At 70.9% G+C, this 20,926-nt stretch carries 13 protein-coding genes and 7 pseudogenes; 10 read left to right on the forward strand and 10 right to left on the reverse strand.

Going from position 1 to position 20,926, the window contains the following annotated elements:
• Positions 1–3 precede the first annotated feature (3 nt).
• Positions 4–996 carry an o-succinylbenzoate synthase gene (locus tag ACRAWC_RS24670; protein WP_431246241.1) on the reverse strand — a complete coding sequence of 331 codons (993 nt, stop codon included), beginning with the start codon at positions 994–996 and terminating at the stop codon, positions 4–6.
• Between the two features lie 57 nt (positions 997–1,053).
• Between ACRAWC_RS24670 and ACRAWC_RS24675 the strand changes: the two are divergent.
• The 3 genes and pseudogenes from ACRAWC_RS24675 (at position 1,054) to ACRAWC_RS24685 (ending at position 4,228) form a co-directional block, all read left to right on the forward strand.
• Positions 1,054–1,964, forward strand: a pseudogene (locus ACRAWC_RS24675) (1,4-dihydroxy-2-naphthoyl-CoA synthase).
• A 198-nt stretch (positions 1,965–2,162) separates the two neighbouring features.
• Positions 2,163–3,170 (forward strand): AMP-binding protein, encoded by a 1,008-nt coding sequence (locus ACRAWC_RS24680; RefSeq protein WP_431349886.1) that lies wholly within the window; start codon positions 2,163–2,165, stop codon positions 3,168–3,170.
• A gap of 72 nt (positions 3,171–3,242) precedes the next feature.
• Positions 3,243–4,228 (forward strand): annotated as a pseudogene (locus tag ACRAWC_RS24685) (1,4-dihydroxy-2-naphthoate polyprenyltransferase).
• Here the strand turns inward: ACRAWC_RS24685 and ACRAWC_RS24690 are convergent.
• Positions 4,216–4,509: a DUF4229 domain-containing protein gene (locus ACRAWC_RS24690; RefSeq protein WP_431219730.1), complete on the reverse strand. Its 294-nt coding sequence runs from the start codon at positions 4,507–4,509 to the stop codon at positions 4,216–4,218. The pseudogene ACRAWC_RS24685 and the gene ACRAWC_RS24690 sit on opposite strands and share 13 nt — an antisense overlap.
• A gap of 42 nt (positions 4,510–4,551) precedes the next feature.
• Here ACRAWC_RS24690 and ACRAWC_RS24695 point away from each other — a divergent pair, with 42 nt between their 5' ends.
• The 3 genes from ACRAWC_RS24695 (at position 4,552) to ACRAWC_RS24705 (ending at position 7,535) form a co-directional block, all read left to right on the forward strand.
• Positions 4,552–4,908: a PLD nuclease N-terminal domain-containing protein gene (locus ACRAWC_RS24695; protein WP_431219731.1), complete on the forward strand. Its 357-nt coding sequence runs from the start codon at positions 4,552–4,554 to the stop codon at positions 4,906–4,908.
• Complete coding sequence (menD, locus tag ACRAWC_RS24700; protein WP_431246244.1) at positions 4,901–6,709, forward strand: 2-succinyl-5-enolpyruvyl-6-hydroxy-3-cyclohexene-1-carboxylic-acid synthase; 1,809 nt, start codon at positions 4,901–4,903, stop codon at positions 6,707–6,709. Before ACRAWC_RS24695 ends, menD begins: the two co-directional genes overlap by 8 nt.
• A 133-nt stretch (positions 6,710–6,842) precedes the next feature.
• Positions 6,843–7,535, forward strand: a complete 693-nt coding sequence (locus tag ACRAWC_RS24705; protein ID WP_431349989.1) for a thioesterase family protein — start codon at positions 6,843–6,845, stop codon at positions 7,533–7,535.
• 441 nt (positions 7,536–7,976) lie between these two features.
• Here the strand turns inward: ACRAWC_RS24705 and ACRAWC_RS24710 are convergent, their stop codons facing one another.
• Complete coding sequence (locus tag ACRAWC_RS24710; RefSeq protein ID WP_431349887.1) at positions 7,977–8,774, reverse strand: FAD-binding oxidoreductase; 798 nt, start codon at positions 8,772–8,774, stop codon at positions 7,977–7,979.
• Positions 8,775–8,859: 85 nt separating this feature from the next.
• On the opposite strand from ACRAWC_RS24710, the gene ACRAWC_RS24715 reads away from it, so the two are divergent.
• Entirely contained in the window at positions 8,860–9,825 is a 966-nt protein-coding gene (locus ACRAWC_RS24715) for a DNA-3-methyladenine glycosylase family protein (protein WP_431246246.1), read from the forward strand.
• Between the two features lie 5 nt (positions 9,826–9,830).
• Here ACRAWC_RS24715 and ACRAWC_RS24720 read toward each other — a convergent pair whose 3' ends face one another.
• Complete coding sequence (locus ACRAWC_RS24720) at positions 9,831–10,316, reverse strand: SRPBCC domain-containing protein (RefSeq protein WP_431349888.1); 486 nt, start codon at positions 10,314–10,316, stop codon at positions 9,831–9,833.
• Between the two features lie 152 nt (positions 10,317–10,468).
• A pseudogene (locus tag ACRAWC_RS24725) lies at positions 10,469–12,017 on the reverse strand (phytoene desaturase family protein).
• Between the two features lie 125 nt (positions 12,018–12,142).
• Between ACRAWC_RS24725 and ACRAWC_RS24730 the strand changes: the two are divergent.
• Positions 12,143–15,799 (forward strand): annotated as a pseudogene (locus ACRAWC_RS24730) (proline dehydrogenase family protein).
• A gap of 63 nt (positions 15,800–15,862) precedes the next feature.
• Positions 15,863–16,653, forward strand: a pseudogene (locus ACRAWC_RS24735) (aldo/keto reductase).
• 18 nt (positions 16,654–16,671) lie between these two features.
• On the opposite strand, the gene ACRAWC_RS24740 reads toward ACRAWC_RS24735, so the two are convergent.
• The 5 genes and pseudogenes from ACRAWC_RS24740 to ACRAWC_RS24760 form a co-directional block, all read right to left on the reverse strand.
• Entirely contained in the window at positions 16,672–17,322 is a 651-nt protein-coding gene (locus ACRAWC_RS24740; protein ID WP_431349889.1) for a sensor histidine kinase, read from the reverse strand.
• Between the two features lie 40 nt (positions 17,323–17,362).
• Positions 17,363–17,548: pseudogene (locus ACRAWC_RS24745) on the reverse strand (sensor histidine kinase); the annotation flags it as partial.
• Positions 17,469–18,095, reverse strand: coding sequence for a hypothetical protein (locus ACRAWC_RS24750; protein ID WP_431349890.1), 627 nt, complete (start codon positions 18,093–18,095; stop codon positions 17,469–17,471). The gene ACRAWC_RS24750 and the pseudogene ACRAWC_RS24745, both read right to left, overlap by 80 nt.
• A complete protein-coding gene (locus ACRAWC_RS24755; RefSeq protein ID WP_431219739.1) occupies positions 18,092–18,781 on the reverse strand; it encodes a response regulator transcription factor in 690 nt (229 codons plus the stop codon). The genes ACRAWC_RS24750 and ACRAWC_RS24755 overlap by 4 nt, the downstream gene beginning before the upstream one ends.
• 118 nt (positions 18,782–18,899) lie before the next feature.
• Entirely contained in the window at positions 18,900–19,337 is a 438-nt protein-coding gene (locus ACRAWC_RS24760) for an Lrp/AsnC family transcriptional regulator (protein ID WP_121263283.1), read from the reverse strand.
• 96 nt (positions 19,338–19,433) lie between these two features.
• Here ACRAWC_RS24760 and ACRAWC_RS24765 point away from each other — a divergent pair.
• A pseudogene (locus ACRAWC_RS24765) lies at positions 19,434–20,913 on the forward strand (peptide MFS transporter); the annotation flags it as partial.
• Between the last annotated feature and the right edge of the window lie 13 nt (positions 20,914–20,926).

The raw sequence follows: 20,926 nt of genomic DNA on the forward strand, positions 1-20,926 counted from the left end.
GCTTCACAGAGCGGCGTCGTGCTCCAGGATGCGGTGACACCGTCGGAGCCGGTCGAGCCACCATTCGGCGCGGTCGGCGTCGGCGCTGAGCGCATCCACCCGCCGCGACGAGACCGTGGGGCGGGTGACCGGGATGCTGCCATCGTGCGGCATCAACGGTTCATCGGCGACGTCGTGGACGAACATGGCGACCGTTCCCAGGCCGCAGTCGAAGTCGAGCTCCGGCAATGCGGCGGCGAGGTGCGCACCCATCGCGATCCCTATGGAAGTGTCGATCGCACTGGACACGACCGCCGGCAGGCCGGCCTCCGCCACGATCCGCTGAGCCCTGTGCACCCCTCCCAGCGGCTGAGCCTTGACCACGAGGATGTCTGCCGCTCCCGCCTTCGCCACGGCGAGCGGATCGGAGGCTTTCCGCACGCTCTCGTCCGCGGCGACAGGGATGCCCATGTACCGGATGCGGCGCCGGAGTTCGGCCAGTTCTTCGACCGTCGCGCACGGCTGCTCGACGTACTCGAGATCGAAAGGTGCCAGGGCATGCACCGCGTGCTCGGCCTCGTCGAGGTTCCAGAGGGTGTTCGCGTCGATGCGGATACGGCCTTCTGCGCCGAGTGCGTCTCGCACGGCCCGGACGCGGGCGACATCGTCCGCGAGCGTCTGACCGGGCTCCGCCACCTTGACCTTCGCCGTCCGGGCACCCGGGTAGCGCGCGAGCACGGGAGTCACCTCGTCGGCCGGGACCGCCGGAACAGTGGCGTTGACGGGGATGCGGTCGCGCAACGCCGGTGGGGTGGGGCGCCAGCCGAAGTCGATCGCAGCGTGCAGCCAGGTGGCGGCCTCGGTGTCGTCGTACTCCGCGAACGGCGAGAACTCCGTCCACCCATGCGGACCCTCGAACAGCACGGCCTCGCGGACCGTGATGCCCCGGAAGCGCGTTGTCATCGGCAGAGCGACGATGCGCGCTGTTGCTAACAGGTCGGCGATTTCCGGAACCATTCCACAAGTCTTGCATGGCCCGGTCCGGCGGCCACGGCGAACCGTAGGCTTGGTCCCATGCAAGCGGATGTGTCAGAACTTTTCGACCCCGAGACGTGGCGCGAGGTGCCGGGCTTCGGCGGCCTCACCGACATCACGTACCACCACGACGTGACCGGTCGCATCGCCCGCGTGGCGTTCGATCGGCCGGAGGTGCGGAGCGCCTTCCGCCCGCACACGGTCGACGAGCTCTACGCGGCGTTGGAGGATGCGCGCACCAACCCGCGCATCGGCGTGGTGCTGCTGACCGGCAATGGTCCGAGCCCGAAGGACGGCGGGTGGGCGTTCTGCTCGGGCGGAGACCAGCGCATCCGCGGCCGCGACGGCTACAAGTACGCGGAGGGCGAGACGGCATCCGGGATCGATGCGGCCCGCGGCGGCCGGCTGCACATCCTCGAGGTCCAGAGGCTCATCCGCTTCATGCCGAAGGTGGTGATCGCGGTCGTGCCGGGGTGGGCCGCCGGAGGGGCCACTCGCTCCATGTCGTCTGCGATCTGACCATCGCAAGCGAGGAGCACGGCCGGTTCAAGCAGACGGATGCCGACGTCGGGTCGTTCGACGCCGGATACGGCTCGGCCTACTTCGCGCGGCAAGTGGGGCAGAAGGTCGGGCGCGAGGTCTTCTTCCTCGCCCGCGAGTACTCCGCGCAGCGGGCCTACGAGGTGGGCGCGGTCAACGCGGTGGTCCCTCACGCCGAGCTGGAGACGGTGGCGCTGGAGTGGGCGAACGAGATCCTCACGAAGTCGCCGACGGCCATCCGGATGCTGAAGTTCGCGTTCAACGCGGTCGACGACGGACTCGTGGGGCAGCAGGTGTTCGCGGGGGAGGCTACCCGGCTGGCGTACGGGACGGACGAGGCGGTCGAAGGGCGCGATGCCTTCCTGCAGAAGAGGGAACCGGACTGGTCGCCGTTCCCCTGGCAGTACTGAGCGGCCGTGTCATGCGACGCGGATCCTGCGCGTGGTCGACGCGTCGCAACCGGAGGAGGTTTTCGCGGCGCTTCGCGACGCGCTGACGGGTGGGGGCGACGCGGTGCTCCCGCGAGCGGCGCCGCGGGCGCCGGGCACCGGCCTGGGCTCCGGGGCCGGTTCCGCCGAGGGCGAGGCCGACGGCCCGAGGCTGAGCGAGTGGCGCAGAACGTCGCGCTGGTCATCGAGACGTCCGGATCCACGGGCGTGCCCAAGAGGGTGGCTCTGTCGGCGGACGCGCTGCTGGCCAGCGCGGCCGCATCGGCGGGGGCGCTGGGCGGACAGGGGCAGTGGCTGCTCGCCCTGCCGGCGCATTACGTCGCCGGTGCGCAGGTGCTGATCCGGTCGCTGGCGGCGGAGACCGAGCCCGTGCAGTACGGCGAAGGGCACTTCGACGCGGAGCGGTTCGCGGACGCGGCGGATCGCCTTGATCACGACCTGCGCTACACGTCGCTCGTGCCGGCGCAGCTGGCGCGGCTGGTCGAGCGCGCGGAGGGCGGCTCCCGCCGGGTCGCCGCGGCCCTGCGCCGATTCGACGGGATCCTCGTCGGAGGCCAGGCGTTGTCGCCGTCGTTGCGCGACCGAGCGGAGCGCCTCGGGGCGCGCGTCACGGCGACGTACGGTTCCAGCGAGACGGCGGGTGGATGCGTCTACGACGGCGTCCCGATCGGTACGACTCTCGTGCGTGCGTCCGACGGCCAGCTGGAGATCTCCGGGCCGGTCCTTGCGGAGGGCTACCTCGGCGATCCGGAACGGACGGCGAGGGCGTTCCACGAAGCCGATGGGGTGCGGTGGTACCGCACCGGCGACCTCGGAGAGGTTTCCGCGGAGGGGCGCGTGAGCGTATTCGGCCGATCGGACAACGTCATCATCTCGGGAGGGAGAAGGTGCTGCTGGATGCCGTGGAGCGCACGGTGCACGAGGTCCCCGGCTTCGAACAGGCGGTCGTGGTGGGCGCGCGGCATCCCGAGTGGGGGAGGTCCCGGTGGTCGCGACGGAGGGCGCTGCGCGGCTACCCCTGGCCGAGCTGCGCCGGGCCGTCGCCGGCCGGTTGGGCCGGGCTGCGGCGCCGGACCGTGTGGTCGAACTGGAGCGCATGCCGCGGCTGGCGAGCGGGAAGCCGGACCGGGTCGCCGTGGCGGCGCTCGCCGCGGACGACGCCGGTGACGTCGGCGACGGCGACGGCGACGGCGACGGCGACGAAGGGGCTTAGCGGATGTTGTTACGATTCGCTCTGTGATGAGTCAGAACAAGCCACGCATGCAGCGCATGGCGCCACCCATGGCGCGCGGACCGCGCGGGGGTCGCAGCGGACGCCCGGGGGCGGCCGCGGCGGCGGTCAAGCCCGCAGCGACGGCCGACTGGATCGCCGGAGCGCGACTCCGCACCCTCCCGCTCGCCGTCGCGCCGGTGCTCATCGGCGTCGGGGCGGCGAAGGTCGCCGAGGGCCCGGGCGTCTGGCACCCGATCCGGTCTCTGCTACTGCCTGGCCGTCGCCGTGCTCCTGCAGATCGCGGTGAACTACGCCAACGACTACTCGGACGGCGTACGCGGGACGGACGAGTTCCGAGTGGGCCCCGGACGCCTCACCGGCTCCGGCAAGGCGGCGCCGCGGGCGGTCCTGACCGTTGCCCTGACCTTCTTCGGCCTGGCGGCCGTCGCCGGGCTGATCCTCGTCATCCTCACGCAGCACTGGTGGGTCCTCCTGATCGGCGCCGCGGCGATCGCGGCCGCGTGGTTCTACACCGGCGGGCGGCGCCCCTACGGTTACTACGGTCTCGGCGAAGTCTTCGTCTTCGTGTTCTTCGGGCTCGTCGCGACCGTCGGCACCACCTACATGCTCGCGGACACCGTCAACCAGGAGGCCTGGTACGGCGGAGTGATCGCCGGCCTCATCGCCTGCGCGGTGCTCATGGTCAACAACATCCGCGACATCGAGCCCGACCGCCGCGCCCGCAAGCGCACCCTCGCGGTGCTGCTTGGGCGCGTGGCGTCGCGCATCGTGTTCTGCGTCCTGCTGCTGGTGCCGTTCGTCATCCTCGGCGTGCTGGCGTGGTTCTACCCGCTGGCGTGGTTCGGGATGTTCGCGCTGCTGGCGGCGATCCCGGCCTGCGTCATCACGCTCTTCGGGCGCTCGCCCCGGGAATCTCGTGACGGCCCTTCAGCTGACGAGCATCACCGGCCTGCTCGTGGGCATCGCGCTGGGCGTCGCCTACGCGTTCTGATCGCGGTCGCCCGCTTCGGTGCGCGTCTCGACGGCGGCATCCTCGACCTCGTCGTCCTCCGACCGTGACGGCTTCTCGCGGTGCCGGGCGGCGTACAGGTCGGACGACACCGCGTTGCGCGGGCGGCTCAGGAAGATGTACGACAGGCAGAGCCCGATCAGGGCGGCGGCGATGACGGCCAGCCACCAGACGAGGCCCAGCAGAAGCAGGATCACGAGCGGCACCGCGAACACCAGGAGGCGCAGCACGGTGTAGGTGATCCAAGAGGGAATCCGCTTCACCCTCCCAGCTTAGAGACCGTCTCTGAGAGTTACGATTGGGCTATGGTTCGCCTCTGGATAGCCCTCGGCGTCGCAGCCGTGGTGTTCTACATCTATTCGGTGGCAGACTGCGCCCTGTTCGACCGTTCGCGCGTGCGTGGCCTTCCCAAGCCCCTGTGGCTGCTCGTCGTCATCCTGTTCCCCCTCATCGGCGGAATCCTCTGGTTTCTCATCGGCCGCGGCCGGCGTCGAGCCGACGGAGTCCGCCGCGTGACCGCTCCGGATGACGACCCCGAGTTCCTCGGCAAACTGCGGATGGACCGCGACCAGGAGGAGCGCATCCGACAGCTCGAGAAGGAGCTCGCCGAACTGGACGACAACGGTCCGGACAACGATCAGACCGGCCGCCGGGATGGGTGACCGCCCGCACGCGGGCGATTCCCCCGAGACGGGCACCGCTGCGCCCGTCGAGCTCGACCTCCGCACGGGCAACCCGGCAACGGACTTCTCGCTGGCCCTCCTGAGTGCGCTCGTGCGCAACGGCGTCCGCGATCTCGTCGTCAGCCCCGGCTCGCGATCGCAGGCCCTTGCACTGGTGGCCGCGGAACTGGAGCGGTCCGGGTCCGCGCGACTTCACGTGCGGATCGACGAACGCTCGGGCGGCTTCCTCGCCCTCGGGCTGGCGCGCGAGACCAGCGCCCCGGCGGTCGTGATCACGACCAGCGGCACCGCGACGGCCAACCTGCACCCGGCCGTGCTGGAAGCGCACGAAGCCGGCATCCCCCTCATCGTCCTCACCGGCGACCGTCCTGAGGAGCTGCGTGGCATCCGCGCAAACCAGACGACCCAGCAGGACGGTCTCTATGCGGCCGCGGTCCGCTGGTCCGTCGACGTCGAAGCGCCCGCGGGCGACGAGAGCGAGCCGGAGGGGGCGAGCGCGCTCGCCGAAGCGGCCGTGCGCGCAGCCGTCGGCGCGGACACGGCCGATCCGGGTCCCGTGCACCTCAATGTCGCCTTTCGGGAGCCGCTCTCGGTCGCGGTGCCCGAGCTGCCCGAAGCACTTGCGGGCGAACTGCCTCCGACCGCGGACCCCTCGGCGCTCGGTCGCGATGTCGTCACGGTCGGAGGGGAGGCTCGCACCGTCGTCGTCGCCGGAGCGGACTCCGGGCCCCGCGCCGAGGAGTTCGCGCGCGAAGCCGGGTTGCCGCTGCTGGCGGAGGTCTCGAGCGGAGCCCACTTCGGCCCCAACCTCGTGGTCGCGTACCGCGAACTGCTGCGCGAGGAGGCCTTCGGCGGCGCGGTCGAACGCGCGATCGTGTTCGGCCACCCGACGCTGAGCCGCGAGGTACCCGTGCTCCTGGCTCGCGACGATATCGAGGTCCTGGTGGTCGCCCCGACCGGCGCGCAGGCGTACAACCCGGCGCATCGTGCACGGATCGTCGGCGGAGTGCGAGCGGATGCGTCCATCGACGTCCGCTCGCCGGAGGTGCGGGGATGGGTCGGCCGCTGGGTGTTCGCCAGCCGTCGGCTCCTCGAGGAGGCGGAGCGCGCATCCGGGGCCGCTGCTGTCGCACCGGACGTCGAGAAGGCCCGATCGTTCGACCCGGCCGACGCTCTCGCGTTCGCGTCCACCGAGCTGGCCGCCGTACGCGCCCCGATCACGCGGACGCTGCTCGCCGAAGCCCTCTGGCGCTACACCTGGCCCCACGACCGGCTCGTCCTGGGCGCCTCCCGCCTGATCCGGGATGTGGATCGCACGGTCCCGGGCAAGAAGATCTCCGTGCACGCCAACCGCGGGCTGGCGGGCATCGACGGCACGATCGCGACGGCGACGGGCATCGCGCTCGCGAGTCAGCGGCCCGCCGAGGCCCCCGGGTCCGCGTCGCCGACCGGGGTCACGCGCGTCCTGCTCGGCGACCTCGCGCTGCTCCACGACGTCGGCTCGCTGCTGTTCGGCGTCGGCGAGGCGCGTCCGCACCTCCAGGTCGTCGTGGGCAACGACGGGGGAGGGACGATCTTCGACGGGCTGGAGGTCGCCGGGACCGCATCCGCTCTCTCGTTCGACCGTGTCCTCTACACGCCGCAGACGGTGGACCTCGGGGCGCTCGCCTCTGCGTACGGCTGGCACTACGGCGTCGCGCAGACCAAGGGCGAGCTCGACCAGGCGCTCTCGGCGCCGCCCGCAGGCGTCAGCATCCTCGAAGTCCCGCTCCCGCGCTGAATCGCCGACCCCCGTCCGCCCGGGGCTGTCGTGGAACGGACAATCGCGCTCCGCGGTGTCCGGAGCACTGTTGGAGGAGCCGCACAACGAATGCGCCGATCCCTCGGCGGATCACTAACATGACGGCGTGCACATGATCTTCCGGACGATGCTTCACGCGATCATCTCCCGGTTCGGGCGACGGCTCGGGCATTGGGATGTGGCGCGCACGAAGTTCCGCGTCCTCCCGACCGACCTCGACATCCTGAAGCACATGAACAACGGCGTGTACCTGTCGATCGCCGACATCGGACGGTTCGACCTGCTGCAGCGCAACGGCGTCTGGGCGATCTTCAAGAGCCGGGGCTGGTACCCCGTGGTCGCGTCGGAGACGATCTCCTTCCGCAAGTCGCTCGAGCTGTGGCAGCCGTTCGTCGTGGAGTCGCGCATCCTCGGCTTCGACGACAAGGCGGTGTACGTCGAGCAGCGGTTCACCGTCGACGGTGAGATCTACACGCAGGCGTTCATCCGCGGTCGCTTCCTCAAGCGCCGGGGCGGCGTCGTCACGATCGATGAGCTGTTGGAGGCGGTGGGCCCGTCGCCGACGGATGTCACCGTGCCCGAGTGGCTGGTCGAGTGGGGAGCCGACGCGGCGCTTCCTCGACCCGCGCCGAGGCGCCGAGCGTCTGGAGCGAGTGACGGACTGAGTCCCGCGCTCAGGAGGGGCCGAAGGCGAACACCCGCTCGGGATCCCACTCCGCTCGCGCGCTGGCCAGTCGCTCGGATACCGCCGGTGGCCAGACCTTCTCGAAGGCCGCCGCGTCTGCGAGATCACCGGCGAAGTTGACGTTCGTCACGACCGAGATGCGGTCCCGCAGCGCCTCCGCGATCGCGAGCGCCCGGGCCGGGGCCGCCTCGGCGAACGTCGACGGGTCGGCGGCGAGCAGCGAGAGGGTGTACCCGCTGTCGCGGCCGCCGACGGCTGTGCCGTCGTCGGTGTCGCGGGCGGTCGCTCCGCCGATCTGACGGATCTCCACCGCGAGGAACGGCGCGCCAGAGCCGGGACCGGCCAGTTCGAGGATCACGTCGCCCGCATCCTGATCGAACGTGTCGAGCATGAACCCGCGGATCCAGGTGGGCCCGCCCTCCTCCGGGTCGTTGTGGATGCTGGCCATCGCGGTCGTCGGCATCTCGCCCACGAAGTCGAGATACACCGGGGCTGCGGCGCGGATGGGCGCGAACAGCCGTTCGCCTTCCTCCGGGTCACCGGGGTACGCGAACCGCACGCTCAGCACGGTGCGGCCGCGGAGGGCGGCGGCGGGCCGTCCATATCGGGCACGTTCAGCAGGGCGATGGACGTGGTCGCCTCGTCGGGCAGCTCGGCCGACCAGTCGATCCAGGCGCGCAGTGCGGGTTCGATGGCGCCGCCGTCGAAGAAGACGCTGCCGCCGTAGAGGGAGCGCAACGGCACGAGCTCGAGCGTCATCTCCGTCACGACGCCGAGGCCGCCCTTGCCGCCGCGCAGCCCCCAGAACAGGTCTTCGTTGGTGTCGCGGTCGGCCGTGACGATCCGTCCGTCGGCTGTGGCGACGCGGAAGGCGCGCACCCAGTCGGCGGTGAAGCCGTACCGGCGCGCCAGCGGGCCGATCCCGCCACCCAGCGTGTAGCCGACGGCGCCGACGCTTGTGGAGGAGCCGGTGATCGGCGCCAGTCCGTGCTCAGCGGCCGCGATGATCACAGGCGCCCAGCGGAGCCCGGCGCCGATGCGCGCCAGGCCGGTCGCCGGGTCGACGGACAACCCGTCCAGCCCCCGGGTCGAGACGATCATGCCGCCGGAGATCGGGGATTCCGCTCCGTGGCCGGTGGCCTGCACGCGGACCGGGAGGCCGGCCTCGCGCGCGAAGCGCACGGCCTCCACGACGTCGTCCTCGCCGGCGACGGCGACCACGATGTCGGGGTCGTGGCGGATCGCGGGGTTGAAGCAGGAGACCTCGGCGGCGAGCCCCTCATCGCCGCGGACGTAGACCGTTCCGGTGACGCTGTCGCGCAGGCGCGCGACAGCGTTCGTGTCGAGTTCGATTCCCATGGGAGGAAATGTAGGGGAGACCACCGACGTGCGGGTAGCCCCCGGCGCGCATCCCACCGTCAGACGGGTGACGTAGCATTCCTGCATGACCGCCGTCCTGCCCGTGCCCCGCGCCTCCGGGCCGGGCACGCCGCCGGATGCGGAGACCGTCTACCGGCCGGCGGAACGGCTCGACCTGCCGGGCACTCTCGGTCTCCTCGGTCGTGGTCCGTACGACCCGACCACGGTGTGGGACCTGCGCGGGATGTGGCGCACGTGGCGCACGCCCGCCGGGCCGGCGACCCTGCGCATCCAGCGTCCGGCAGCGGATGGCTCGGTCGGGGCGGCTGCGTGGGGCCCGGGAGCCGCGTGGGCCATCGAGGCGGTTCCCGCGCTGCTCGGCCATGGTGACGACTGGTCGGAGCTCGACGTGGACGGCCATCCTCTGCTCCGTGACAGCCGCCGCCGGAACCCGGGCCTGCGGCTGGCCCGCACCGGAAGGATGCTCGAAGCGCTGATCCCGGCGATCATCGAGCAGCGGGTGACGAGCCTGGAGGCGTACCGCTCGTGGGCGCGGCTGCTGCGCTGGTACGGCGAGCCCGCTCCCGGACCGGCGCCCGAGGGGATGCGGGTCACCCCGACTCTTCAGCAGTGGCGCGGCATCCAGTCGTGGGAGTGGCATCGCGCAGGGGTCGATCCACGCCGGGCACGCGCCGTGCAGGCGGTGCTCGCGGTCGCGCCGTCGCTGGAGCGGGCGGTCGAGGGCGCCGAGACGCTCTCCGCCGCTGAGTCGGCGCTGCAGACGATTCCCGGGGTCGGGTTGTGGACGGCCGCCGAGACCCTGCAGCGCTCCCACGCGCATCCTGATCTCGTCAGCGTCGGCGACTACCATCTGGCCCACCAGGTGGGCGAGGCGCTGACCGGCCGCCGGGTCGACGACGACGGGATGCTCGAGCTGCTGGAGCCCTGGGCGGGTCACCAGCAGCGCGTGGTGCGGCTCATCTTCGCGAGCGGGTTCCGGTTCCAGCGGCGGGGCCCGCGGATGTCGGTGCAGGACCACCGCTGGCACTGAGAAGGTCAGCTGCCTCCCGCGGACCGGGCAGCAGCGGTCTCGGACCGCAGGTCACGATCGAGCTCCCGGCACAGCGTCCGGTAGTGCTCCGTCATCGCCGGGACATAGTTGCTCCACTCGGGGAGCGGCTTGTGGTCGTGCGCGGCGACGAGCCGGTCGAGGTAGTAGTCCCAGCGCGGGCCGGCGTCGGCCTCCTCCACGACCGAGCGCAGGCGTCGTCCGACGGTCACCGTGGTGTGCCCGCTCGACTCGGTCAGGTGGGCGAACATCCGGTGCGACGATCCGGCGGGCCCGACGTCGGCATGCAGCCGATGCGGGGCAGCGCACTCCATCACCGTGACGTCCTGCCACTCGGCCTCGCCACCGTCGGCCGTGAGCCGGAACTTCACCGCCCCGGTCGCGCCCGAACCGGTGAACTCGCCCAGCCATTCGGCGAGCCTCGGCGACCGGCCGAAGTAGGTCCAGACCTGTTCGATCGGCGCTTTGAACATCCGGTCCAGGACGAGGTAGACCCCGTCATCCTTGCGGACCAGTCGCTCCTGTCGGCTGCGGCATCATCGTGCACCTCCGTCGGCTCAACCTCTGGTGATGCTCACACTAGTCATGCCGCCGCCGAATCGGCAGAGGGATGCTTCGGATGCTTTCAGCCTTCCAGCACGGCCATGGCCGCATTGTGGCCGCCGAGCCCGCTGACGGCACCGCCGCGGCGGGCCCCGGAGCCGCAGAGCAGGATGCGCGGATGACGCGTCGCGACGCCCCAGCGCTCGGCCGGTGTGGCGAGCGGTTCGTCGTCCTCGGCGAACGGCCACGAGAGCGGGCCGTGGAAGATGTTGCCGCCAGGCATGTTGAGCGCCTGCTCGAGGTCGCGCGTCGTCTTGGTCTCGATGCACGGCCGGCCGTCGGCATCCGTCAGCAGGAGGCTCTCGACAGGCTCGGCGAGGACCGAGTCGAGGGACGCGAGCACCGCATCCTGAAGCCGCTGCCGCGTCGCGTCGTTGTTCTCGTCGGTGAGCCAGCGGTCGGGCGTGTGCAGGCCGAACACGGTGATCGTCTGCGCGCCGGACTGGGCCAGCTCGGGGTCGAGGATGCTCGGGTCCGCCAGGGTGTGGCAGTAGATCTCGCACGGGAGCAGTTCGGGCATGACACCGCGGGTCATGCCCGAGTACGCGTCCTCCAGCTGGCGGTAGGTCTCGTTGATGTGGAAGGTGCCGCCGAAGGCCGCAGCCGGGTCGATGGCGTCGTCGCGCAGACGGGGCAGGCGCTCCAGCAGCAGGTTCACCTTGACCTGGGCGCCTTCGGCCCTCGGGCGCGGCGGCTCGGGCGATTCGCCCAGCAGGCCGTCGAGCACATCCGGCGCGACGTTGACGAGCACGGTCGATCCCTCGACCCGTCGCTCGTGGCCGTTCCGGATGTACTCCACGGTCCCGTCCGGGTCGATACGGGTGACCTCGGCGCCGGTGACGATCCGGGCGCCGGCCTCGCGCGCGACGCGGGCGAGCTCGCCGGTGACCGCGCCCATGCCGCCGACAGGGACGTCCCATTCGCCGGTGCCCTGGCCGATCACGTGATAGAGGAAGCAGCGGTTCTGCGCGAGGAGACGGGTCGGAGACGCTGGCGAAGGTGCCGATCAGGGCGTCCGTCGCGACGACGCCGCGCACGAGGTCGCTCTGCACCCGCGACTCGATGAACTCGCCGATCGGGCGTTCGATCAGCGCATTCCACAGCTCCTCGTCCCCGACGAGGGCCTTCGCCTCGGAGCGCGTGAGCAGCGGCTCGGTGACGGTCGGCCAGAGGGCGCGTGCCAGCTCGCCGGTGCTGCGGTAGACGGAGTCGAACCCTTCCGCGTCGTCGGTCGCGCCGATGCGGGCGAAGGATGCGGCCGTCGCGGTCTCGTCGGTGTTGTCGATCAGGAGTCCGGCGCCGTCCGGGTCCCCGGGGACCGGCGTATAGGAGGAGTAGCGGCGGCGGGCCAGCTGGATGTGCAGGCCCAGGTCGTCGATGATGCGCTGCGGGAGGAGGCTCACCAGGTAGGAGTAGCGCGAGAGACGCGCCTCGACGCCGGCGAACGCCTGCGCGCTGACGGCCGCGCCGCCGACGTCGTCGAGCCGCTCGAGCAGGATGACGGACTTGCCGGCGCGGGCGAGGTAGGCGGCGGCGGTGAGCCCGTTGTGGCCGCCCCCGACGATCACGATGTCGTGCGTCGCGGCTGGGTTCGAGGGAGCGGTCGATCATGTCCACGACTCTAGCCGCGGAGCAGTTATCCACATGTTCAGGTCGCTTCCGCGGCTCCCCAGCGCCGGGTAATAGTGTCGTCAGCATGGTCGATGCAACAGACGGAGCCGAGGCGCGTCCGGCTGCGATCGCTCACGAGGCGGTCCAGCTGGTGCAGCAGTGGCTCGCCGAGAGTGCCCGGGCGGCCGGCGGCCCTGAGGCGCGTCAGGATCCCGCCGCAGAACGGCTCGCGGGCGTTCTCAGCGATCCCGACGGACTGGAGTTCGCCGTCGGGTTCGTCGACGGCGTCGCCCGCCCGCAAGACCTCTTCGTCGCCGGCTACAACCTGCAGCGCGTGGCCCGGCGCATCCCGCGGTTCCTGCCCTGGTACCTGCGCTTCGCCATCTGGCTGGGTGGCGTGTTCGGGCCGGTGCTGCCGTGGATCGTCATCCCCATCGCACGGCGGGTGCTGCGCAACTATGGTCGGCCACCTCGTCGTCGATGCGACCCCTGAGAAGCTCGGCCCGGCGATCGCCGACCTGCGGTCCTCCGGCGACGCCGACGGCCCTGGCGCGCGGCTCAACCTCAACCTGCTGGGCGAAGCGGTGCTCGGCGAGAAGGAGGCGCTGCGGCGTTTCCAGGGCACGCGGACCCTCCTCGGGCGGGACGACGTGGACTACGTCTCGATCAAGGTCTCCTCGATCGCCTCGCAGTTGTCCATGTGGGCGTTCGACGAAACGGTCGAGCGCGTCGTCGAACGGCTGACCCCCTGTACGAGCTCGCCGCCGCATCCCCGACGCCGAAGTTCATCAACCTCGACATGGAGGAGTACCGCGATCTCGACCTGACGATGGCCGTGTTCACGACCATCCTGAGCAAGCCGCAGTTCCTCGGGCTCGAGGCGGGGATCGTGCTCCAGGCGTATCTGCCCGACGCGCTCGACGCTCTGCAGACCCTGACGGAGTGGGCGACGCAGCGACGTGTCCAGGGCGGTGCCCCGATCAAGGTCCGGCGTGGTGAAAGGCGCCAACCTGGCGATGGAGCGGGTGGATGCGACCATCCACGACTGGCCGCTGGCGACCTTCGGCAGCAAGCAGTCGACGGACGCCAACTACAAGCGGGTGCTCGACTGGGCTCTGACGCCGGAGCACGCGGACGCCGTCAAGATCGGCGTTGCCGGCCACAACCTCTTCGACATCGCGTACGCGTGGCTGCTCGCCTCGCGGCGCGGCGTGACGGAGAGGATCGACTTCGAGATGCTGCTCGGCATGGCGACCGCCCAGGCGGAGGTCGTCACGCCGAACGGTCGGGCCGCTCGTGCTCTACACGCCCGTGGTCGACCCGCGCGAGTTCGACGTGGCCATCTCCTATCTGATCCGGCGGCTCGAAGAGAACGCCAGCACCGAGAACTTCATGTCCGCGGTCTTCCGGCTCGGGTCCGATCCGGGGCTGTTCGAGCAGGAGAAGCGAGCGATTCCTCGGGTCGGTCGCCGAGCTGGAGGCTCAGGCCGGGCCCCGAGGTGCCGCACCGCTGCCGAACCGCCGGCAGGATCGAACGCGCAGGAGTGGGAGGTGACGACTGCGCCGTCGTTCACGCGTGCTCCGGCTCCGGAGACGGTGACACCGGAGGAGCAGGGACTGACCAGCGTGGTGCTGGGCCTGACGCGTGGCTCCGGCGGCATCGAGCTTCCGTCGCCCGTGCAAGCGCCGCCCGCGGCCGAGCAGACGGACGGCTTCCACAACGCGCCCGATACGGATCCGTCGCGTGCGGCGAACCGCGCCTGGGGCCGGCGGATCCTCGCGCGGGCCGCGTCGTCCGTGCTCGGCGAGGACACCGTCGCGGCGGCCGTCGTCCAGGAGAGCGAGCGACTCGACCGGATCATGCGGATGGTCGCGGAGGCGGGCGCCGGATGGGGGCGGAGGACCGGCCAGGAGCGCGCAGCGCTGGTCGATCGCGCCGCGCACGCGCTGGAAGCCAACCGGGATCGGCTGATCGAGGTCATGGCGGCGGAGACGGGGAAGACCATCGCCGAGGCCGATCCCGAGGTCAGCGAGGCGGTGGACTTCGCCCGCTACTACGCCACGCGAGCGCGAGAGCTCGACATGGTGCAGGGGGCGAGATTCGTTCCCTCGGCGCTGACCGTCGTGGCACCGCCGTGGAACTTCCCGGTCGCGATCCCTGCAGGCTCGGTGCTGGCGGCGCTCGCCGCGGGCAGCGGCGTGATCATCAAGCCGGCGCCTCAGGCGCGACGGTCCGCAGCCGTGATGGTGGAGGCACTCTGGGAGGCCGGTTTCCCGCGCGAGCTGCTGGCGCTGGTCGACGTGGCGGAGAACGAGCTCGGCCAGCAGCTCATCGCCGACCCACGGGTCGACCGGGTGATCCTCACGGGCGCCTACGAGACCGCGCGGCTGTTCCGCTCGTGGCGGCCCGACCTGCCGCTCCTTGCGGAGACCAGCGGCAAGAACGCGATCGTCGTCACGCCGAGCGCCGACTACGACCTCGCCGTGTCCGACATCGTGAAGAGGCAGCTTCGGTCACGCCGGGCAGAAGTGCTCGGCGGCGAGTCTGGTGATCCTCGTCGGGTCGGTCGCGAAGTCGGAGCGGTTCCGCAACCAGCTGATCGATGCGACGACCAGCCTGCGCGTCGGCTTCCCGTACGACCCCGTCAGCCAGATGGGACCGCTCATCGAGCCGGCGTCGGGCAAGCTGCGGCATGCGCTCACCACGCTCGGAACAGGGGAGGAGTGGCTCGTCGAGCCCAGGCAGCTCGACAGCTCGGGCCGGCTGTGGTCGCCCGGGATCCGGACCGGCGTGCAGCCGGGGTCCTACTTCCACCTGACGGAGTTCTTCGGTCCCGTCCTCGGGATCATGACCGCACGCGATCTCGATGAGGCGATCCGGTTGCAGAACGCCGTCGAGTACGGCTCTGACGGCGGGGCTCCACTCCTCGATTCGGAGGAGCTCGCGCACTGGATCGACACCGTCGAGGCCGGCAACCTCTACGTCAACCGAGGCATCACCGGCGCCATCGTGCGGCGGCAGCCGTTCGGCGGCTGGAAGCGCTCGTCGGTCGGCGCCGGGGCCAAAGCGGGCGGCCCCAACTACCTGATCGGTCTCGGCCGCTGGGTGCCCGAGGCGGGGAACGCCAGCTCCAGCCTCCATCTCCGCGGGCTCGAGCCCCGGGTCTCCGACCTCATCGAGTCCGGCCAGTCGTCGATGGACTACCCCTCGTTCGACCTGGTGCGGCGCTCGGCGCTCAGCGACGCCATCGCGGTCGCCAACGAATACCACCGGGTGAAAGACGTATCGGCCCTCGGCGTGGAGCGCAACCTGTTCCGCTACCGGCCGGTGCCCGTCGCGATCCGGCTGTCGGAGGGCAGTTCGCTGCCCGAGCTCCTCCGGGTCATGGCCGCGGCGACCGTCGCCCGTTCGCCCTTCACGGTCAGCACTCCGGCGAAACTGCCCAAGGCCACGCTCGCGCTCCTCCGGGAGCGGGAGGTGGAGGTCGTCGTGGAGTCCGACGCGCACTGGCTGTCCCGTGTGCGCGGACGGCGGATCGGCGCCCACCGCATCCGCCTGATCGGCGGCGATCCTGCGGCCCTCGCCGCGGCGCTCGGGGGAAGTCCCGACGTGGCGGTGTACGACGGTCCCGTCACGCCGTCCGGCCGGGTGGAGGTGCTGACGTTCCTGCGCGAGCAGGCCATCTCGATCACCAATCACCGGTTCGGCAACCCGACCACGCTGTCCGACGGCGTGATCTGAGCACGCGTAGTGTGACACCATGACGACCTCGATCCCTCCCTCCCGCTCGCCGGCGGCGGACGCATCCCGCAGATCGGGCTCGGCACCTGGCCCCTCGACGACGCCGAAGTGCAGCGCGCGGTCGTGGCCGCGGCGGAGCTCGGTTACCGGCACATCGACACGGCGGTGAAGTACGCCAACGAGGTGGGGGTCGGCCGCGAAGCTCGCCGCGAGCGGCGTCCTCGGGAGGAGTGGTTCGTCACGACCAAGCTCGACGGCCTCTACCAGGGCGGTGATCGCGCGGTGCCGGGGCTCGACGACAGCCTCCAGCGCCTGGGGCTCGACTACGTCGACCTTCTGCTCATCCACTGGCCGCTGCCGCAGCGCGATCAGTACGTGTCGACGTGGGAGACGTTCATCCGCCTGCGCGAGGCGGGCAAGGCGCGCGCCATCGGCGTCTCCAACTTCAAGCCGGCTCACATCAATCGGCTGATCGCCGAGACGGGCGTCGTGCCCGCGGTCAACCAGATCCAGCTCAGCCCGGCGATTCAGCGCCGCGAGCAACGGGCCTACGACAGCGAGCACGGCATCGTCACCGAGTCGTGGAGCCCGATCGGCGGCACGGGAGACCTGCTCCAGGCGCCCGTGCTCAACGAGCTCGCCGAGAAGCACGGGCGCACGGCCGGCCAGGATCGTCCTGCGCTGGCACGTCCAGAACGGGTTGGTCGCCATCCCTAAGTCGCGGAACCCCGAGCGCACTGGCGCAGAATCTGGCCGTGTTCGACTTCGAGCTCGACGCCGACGACCTCGCCCGGCTGGACAGCCTCGACGAAGGCCCGGACGCCGGAGTCGACTCCGACCGCACCGGGCACTGAGCCGAGGCTCCCCCGCGCTCAGTCGCGGCGGATCGGCAGCGTGACGGTGACCGTCAGTCCCGACGGCTCCCCGTTCGCCAGCACCACGTGGCCGCCGGCCGCATCCGCGAGTGCGCCGACGATCGCGAGGCCCAGCCCGCCGCCCGACTGGCCCGTGCGCGAGCCGTCCGCGCGCGTGAAGCGGTCCAACGCCACGGGGATGAACTCCTGCGGCATGCCCGGCCCCGAGTCGCGCACCGTCAGGATGACGGACTCCTCGCCGTCCGGGCCCGCACCGAGGGCGAGAGACGCCGTGACCGTCGCCTCCGGATGATCACCCGCCGAGCGGATCGCCGTGATCGCGTTGCCGAGCAGGTTGTCCAGGATGCGGGCGAAATCCGTCGGCGACAGCGCGACCCGCGCGCCCGCGTCGGGCCGGCGGCGCGGGTCGTACTCGAAGTCCACCGAGATCCCTGCGGCGTCGTCGTCGCTGCTGACCAGCAGCCGGGCGCGGTCGATGGCGTCCGTCAGCTCGTCGACGAGGGTGCGCCAGTCGATACGGCCGCTTGATGGACCCGCCTCGATGCGCGACAGCTCCAGCAGGTTGTTCGCCAGCTGCGCCAGCCGGATCGCGGTGGAATGCGACGAGCGGATATCGAGCAGCAGCGCATCTGGATCGCCCGCATCCAACTCCGGCCAGTTCGAGCTGACCGCGGAGGACCGCGAGCGGTGTCCGCAGCTCGTGGCTCGCGTCCGACACCATCTGCCGCTCCCGGTCGGCGGAGGCGCGAAGCCGCAGGATCAGGTCGTTCAGCGTCGTGGCGAGCTCGGACAACTCATCCTGGGCGGGCCCGACAGGCAGCAGCCCGGCCTCGTCCGGGGTCGAGGCGGCGATCCGGTCGGCCTGCTCCCGCATGCGGCTCACCGGCCGCAGGGCGGTCCGCGCCAGCAGCCAGTGAGGCGGCCCCGAACGCGAAGATCAGCACACCGGCGCCGATCAGCAGTGCGGCGGTCAGCCGGTCGAGCAGCAGCGCTGTCGTCTCCTCGTTGCGGGCAGCCACCACGTGCATGACGCCGTCCGAGGTGGTGACGCTCCGGCTGAGCACCAGGTAGTGCTCGTCGCCGACCTGCACATCCCGCGCCTGCCCGCCCTGGCCGACCAAGGTCTCCATGCGGTCCTCGAGCCCCTCCGGCATCGTGGAGGCGAGGATGGTGCCGTCCGCCGACACGATCGCCAGCTCCTGGCCGCCCCCCGGCAGGTCGAAGGGCCCCGACGGCTTGCTCGTCAGGCCCTCCGCGGGTGCCGACACGTCATTGTTGAGCAAGGTCAGCGTGGCGTTGTGCAGGATGGACGACACCCCGATGCGGATGATGACCACGGCCACGAGGGCGAACAGGGCGGCGACGACCAGGCTGCCGATCGTGATCCGCGCCGTGATCGACAGGCGCCGCAGCCGGTTCACGGCGTGGAGGCTGCGTTGCGCGCATCCAGCCGGTAGCCCCGGCCGCGCTCCGTCACGATGGAAAGGCCTGCTCCGGCGGCGTCGAGCTTCTTCCGCAGGTACGACACGTACTGGTCGATCACGTTGGTCCCGATGTTCTCGGTGGTGCCCCACACGGACTCGAGGATGTCCGACCGCGACAGCGTCTTGTCCGGGTTGGTGGCGAACAGCCGCAGCAGTGTGAACTCGCGCCGGCTGAGCGGCATCTCGTGCCCGGCGACGAGCGCCTGGTGCTCGTGCGAGTCGATGGTGAGCCGGCCAACCGTCACCTGCGGCCGCATCCCGGTCGGCTCGCGCCGCAGCAGCGCACGCACGCGGGCGGCCAGCTCTGCGAAGGCGAACGGCTTCGTCAGGTAGTCGTCGGCGCCGGAGTCGAGCCCGTGCACGCGGTCCTCGATGGCGTCCCGCGCGGTCAGCAGCAGGATCGGCATCGAGTTGTTCGCCTCGCGGACGTGGCGGCACAGCTCGAAACCGCTCATGCCCGGGAGCATCACGTCGATCGCGGCGGCGGAGTAGGTGTCGCTGCGGAGCGCGATCAGCGCATCCACACCATTCGTGACGAGCGTGACGTCGTAGCCCTCGGCCGCGAGTCCACGCTGCACGAGGCCTCCCATGTCCGGATCGTCTTCGACTACGAGGAGCTTCATGCGCCCATCGTGCCACTCTTGGCCGTGTCCGTGCTCGGATGCCGTCCCGCCGCGGCCCGCGCCCGCTGAACGTTCTCGCAGGCGACGCCCCGTCGCTCGCGGCGATCGGCCACGACGCTCAGGCGCTTCCCCGGTTGATGAGGCGCGAGAGCACGATCGCGCTGCGGGTGTGGTCGACGTTCGGCGCGAGGCGCACCTTCTCGAGGGCCGCCTCGAGGCTGGGGATGTCGCGCGAGCGGATGTGGACGATGGCGTCGGCGCTGCCCGTGACGGTTCCCGCGTCCACCACCTCGGGCACGGCCGAGAGGATGCGGAGCAGCTCCTCGGGCGACACGGTACCGCGGCAGAACAGCTCGACGTAGGCCTCCGTGCTCATGCCGTCGATCGCCGGATCGACCTGGATGGTGAACCCGCGGATCACCCCGTCGGCCACCAGCCGGTCCACGCGCCGCTTCACGGCCGACGCCGAGAGCCCGACGACGGATCCGATGTCGCCGTAGCCGGCCCGTGCGTTCTGACGCAGGAGGTCGAGAATGCTGCGATCGAGGTTGTCCACGGGCTGAGTTTATGGTGAATCGTTGCGTCTACGTAGCGGATGCGGTCGAATCGTGCGCGCCATGCCGCGTTGTAGGCGTGCGGCGCGGGTGGGACCATGGGCGCCATGAGCGAAACGGATACCGCCCCGGCTCGTCGTGACGACGCGAGCCGCGGCTTCTTCGGCCAGCCGCGCGCGCTGGCCAACATCTTCGGCGTGGAGATGTGGGAGCGGTTCTCCTTCTACGGCATGCAGGGCATCCTGCTCATCTACCTGTACTACTCGGCCGAGAAGGGCGGCCTCGGCATCGACCAGGCGACCGCCGCCGGTGTGGTCGGGGCGTACGGCGGCGCGGTGTACCTGTCGACCATTCTCGGGGCGTGGCTCGCCGACCGCGTCTTCGGCTCCGAGCGGGTGCTGTTCTCGAGCGCCGTCGTCATCATGGCCGGCCACATCTCCTCGCCCTCATCCCGGGCGTCGCGGGGGTCCTCGTCGGTCTGCTCTTCGTCGCCCTCGGCAGCGGCGGCCTGAAGGCGAACGCCACCCGCATCGTCGGCACGCTCTACGAGGAGAAGGATCCGCGGCGCGACGCGGGCTTCTCGCTGTTCTACCTCGGCATCAACCTGGGCGCCTTCTTCGGGCCGCTGCTGACCGGCCTGCTGCAGACCACCCTCGGCTTCCACTGGGGCTTCGGCCTCGCCGCGGTCGGGATGGCGATCGGGCTCATCCAGTACTCCCTCGGCCGCAAGCGGCTTCCGGGCGCATCCCGGCTGGCGCCCAACCCGCTGGAGCGCTCGCGCTACCCGCTCGTGATCGGCATCGGGGTCGCGGCGCTGGCCGTCATCGTGGTGCTCGTGCTGACCGGCGTGGTCAACGCCTCGAACCTCGCGCTGTGGGTCATCGGCGTCACGATCGTGGCGGCCATCGCATACTTCGCGGTCATCCTGACCTCCCGCCTGGTGAGCGGCGAGGAGCGCAGCAGGATCGTGGCCTTCATCCCCTCTTCATCACCAACGCGGCCTTCTGGTCGCTCTACCAGCAGCAGTTCACCGTCGTCACGATCTACTCGGACAAGCTGACTCGACCGCAATCTCTTCGGGTGGGAGTTCCCGGTGTCGTGGGTGCAGTCGATCAACCTGATCTTCATCATCGTGCTGTCGGGGGTCTTCGCCGCGATCTGGACGAAGTGGGGCGCCAAGCAGCCGTCGGCGCCGATCAAGTTCTCGGCGGGGACCATCCTGATGGGCGTCGCGTTCTTCCTCTTCCTGTTCTGGTCGGGGGCGGCGCCAACAGCACGCCGTTGCTGGCGATGGTCGGCATCCTGTTCGTCTTCACGATCGCGGAGCTGCTGATCTCACCGCCCGGGCTGTCGGTGACGACGAAGCTGGCGCCGCGGAAGTTCCAGGCGCAGATGGTGGCGCTGTACTTCCTGTCGGTGGCGCTCGGGGACGGCGATGGCCGGTCAGCTGGCGAAGCTGTACTCGCCCGGGAGCGAGGCGGTCTGCTGCTCCTTCATCGGCGGTGTGGCGATCGTGATCGGCATCCTTCTCGCGGTGATCAGCCCGTGGGTGCTGGGAGGATGATGCGCGGCGTCCGCGGAACCGGCCCGC

Source organism: Leifsonia sp. L25 (assembly GCF_050632895.1).

What these genes read in the sequence shown, in the direction of transcription:
- ACRAWC_RS24710 (WP_431349887.1), bottom strand. Translation starts at nt 8,774, where the DNA reads ATGGGAATCGAACTCGACACGAACGCTGTCGCGCGCCTGCGCGACAGC.
- ACRAWC_RS24755 (WP_431219739.1), bottom strand. Translation starts at nt 18,781, where the DNA reads ATGAAGCTCCTCGTAGTCGAAGACGATCCGGACATGGGAGGCCTCGTG.
- ACRAWC_RS24715 (WP_431246246.1), top strand. Translation starts at nt 8,860, where the DNA reads ATGACCGCCGTCCTGCCCGTGCCCCGCGCCTCCGGGCCGGGCACGCCG.
- menD (WP_431246244.1), top strand. Translation starts at nt 4,901, where the DNA reads ATGGGTGACCGCCCGCACGCGGGCGATTCCCCCGAGACGGGCACCGCT.
- ACRAWC_RS24695 (WP_431219731.1), top strand. Translation starts at nt 4,552, where the DNA reads ATGGTTCGCCTCTGGATAGCCCTCGGCGTCGCAGCCGTGGTGTTCTAC.
- ACRAWC_RS24705 (WP_431349989.1), top strand. Translation starts at nt 6,843, where the DNA reads ATGATCTTCCGGACGATGCTTCACGCGATCATCTCCCGGTTCGGGCGA.
- ACRAWC_RS24670 (WP_431246241.1), bottom strand. Translation starts at nt 996, where the DNA reads ATGGTTCCGGAAATCGCCGACCTGTTAGCAACAGCGCGCATCGTCGCT.
- ACRAWC_RS24720 (WP_431349888.1), bottom strand. Translation starts at nt 10,316, where the DNA reads ATGTTCAAAGCGCCGATCGAACAGGTCTGGACCTACTTCGGCCGGTCG.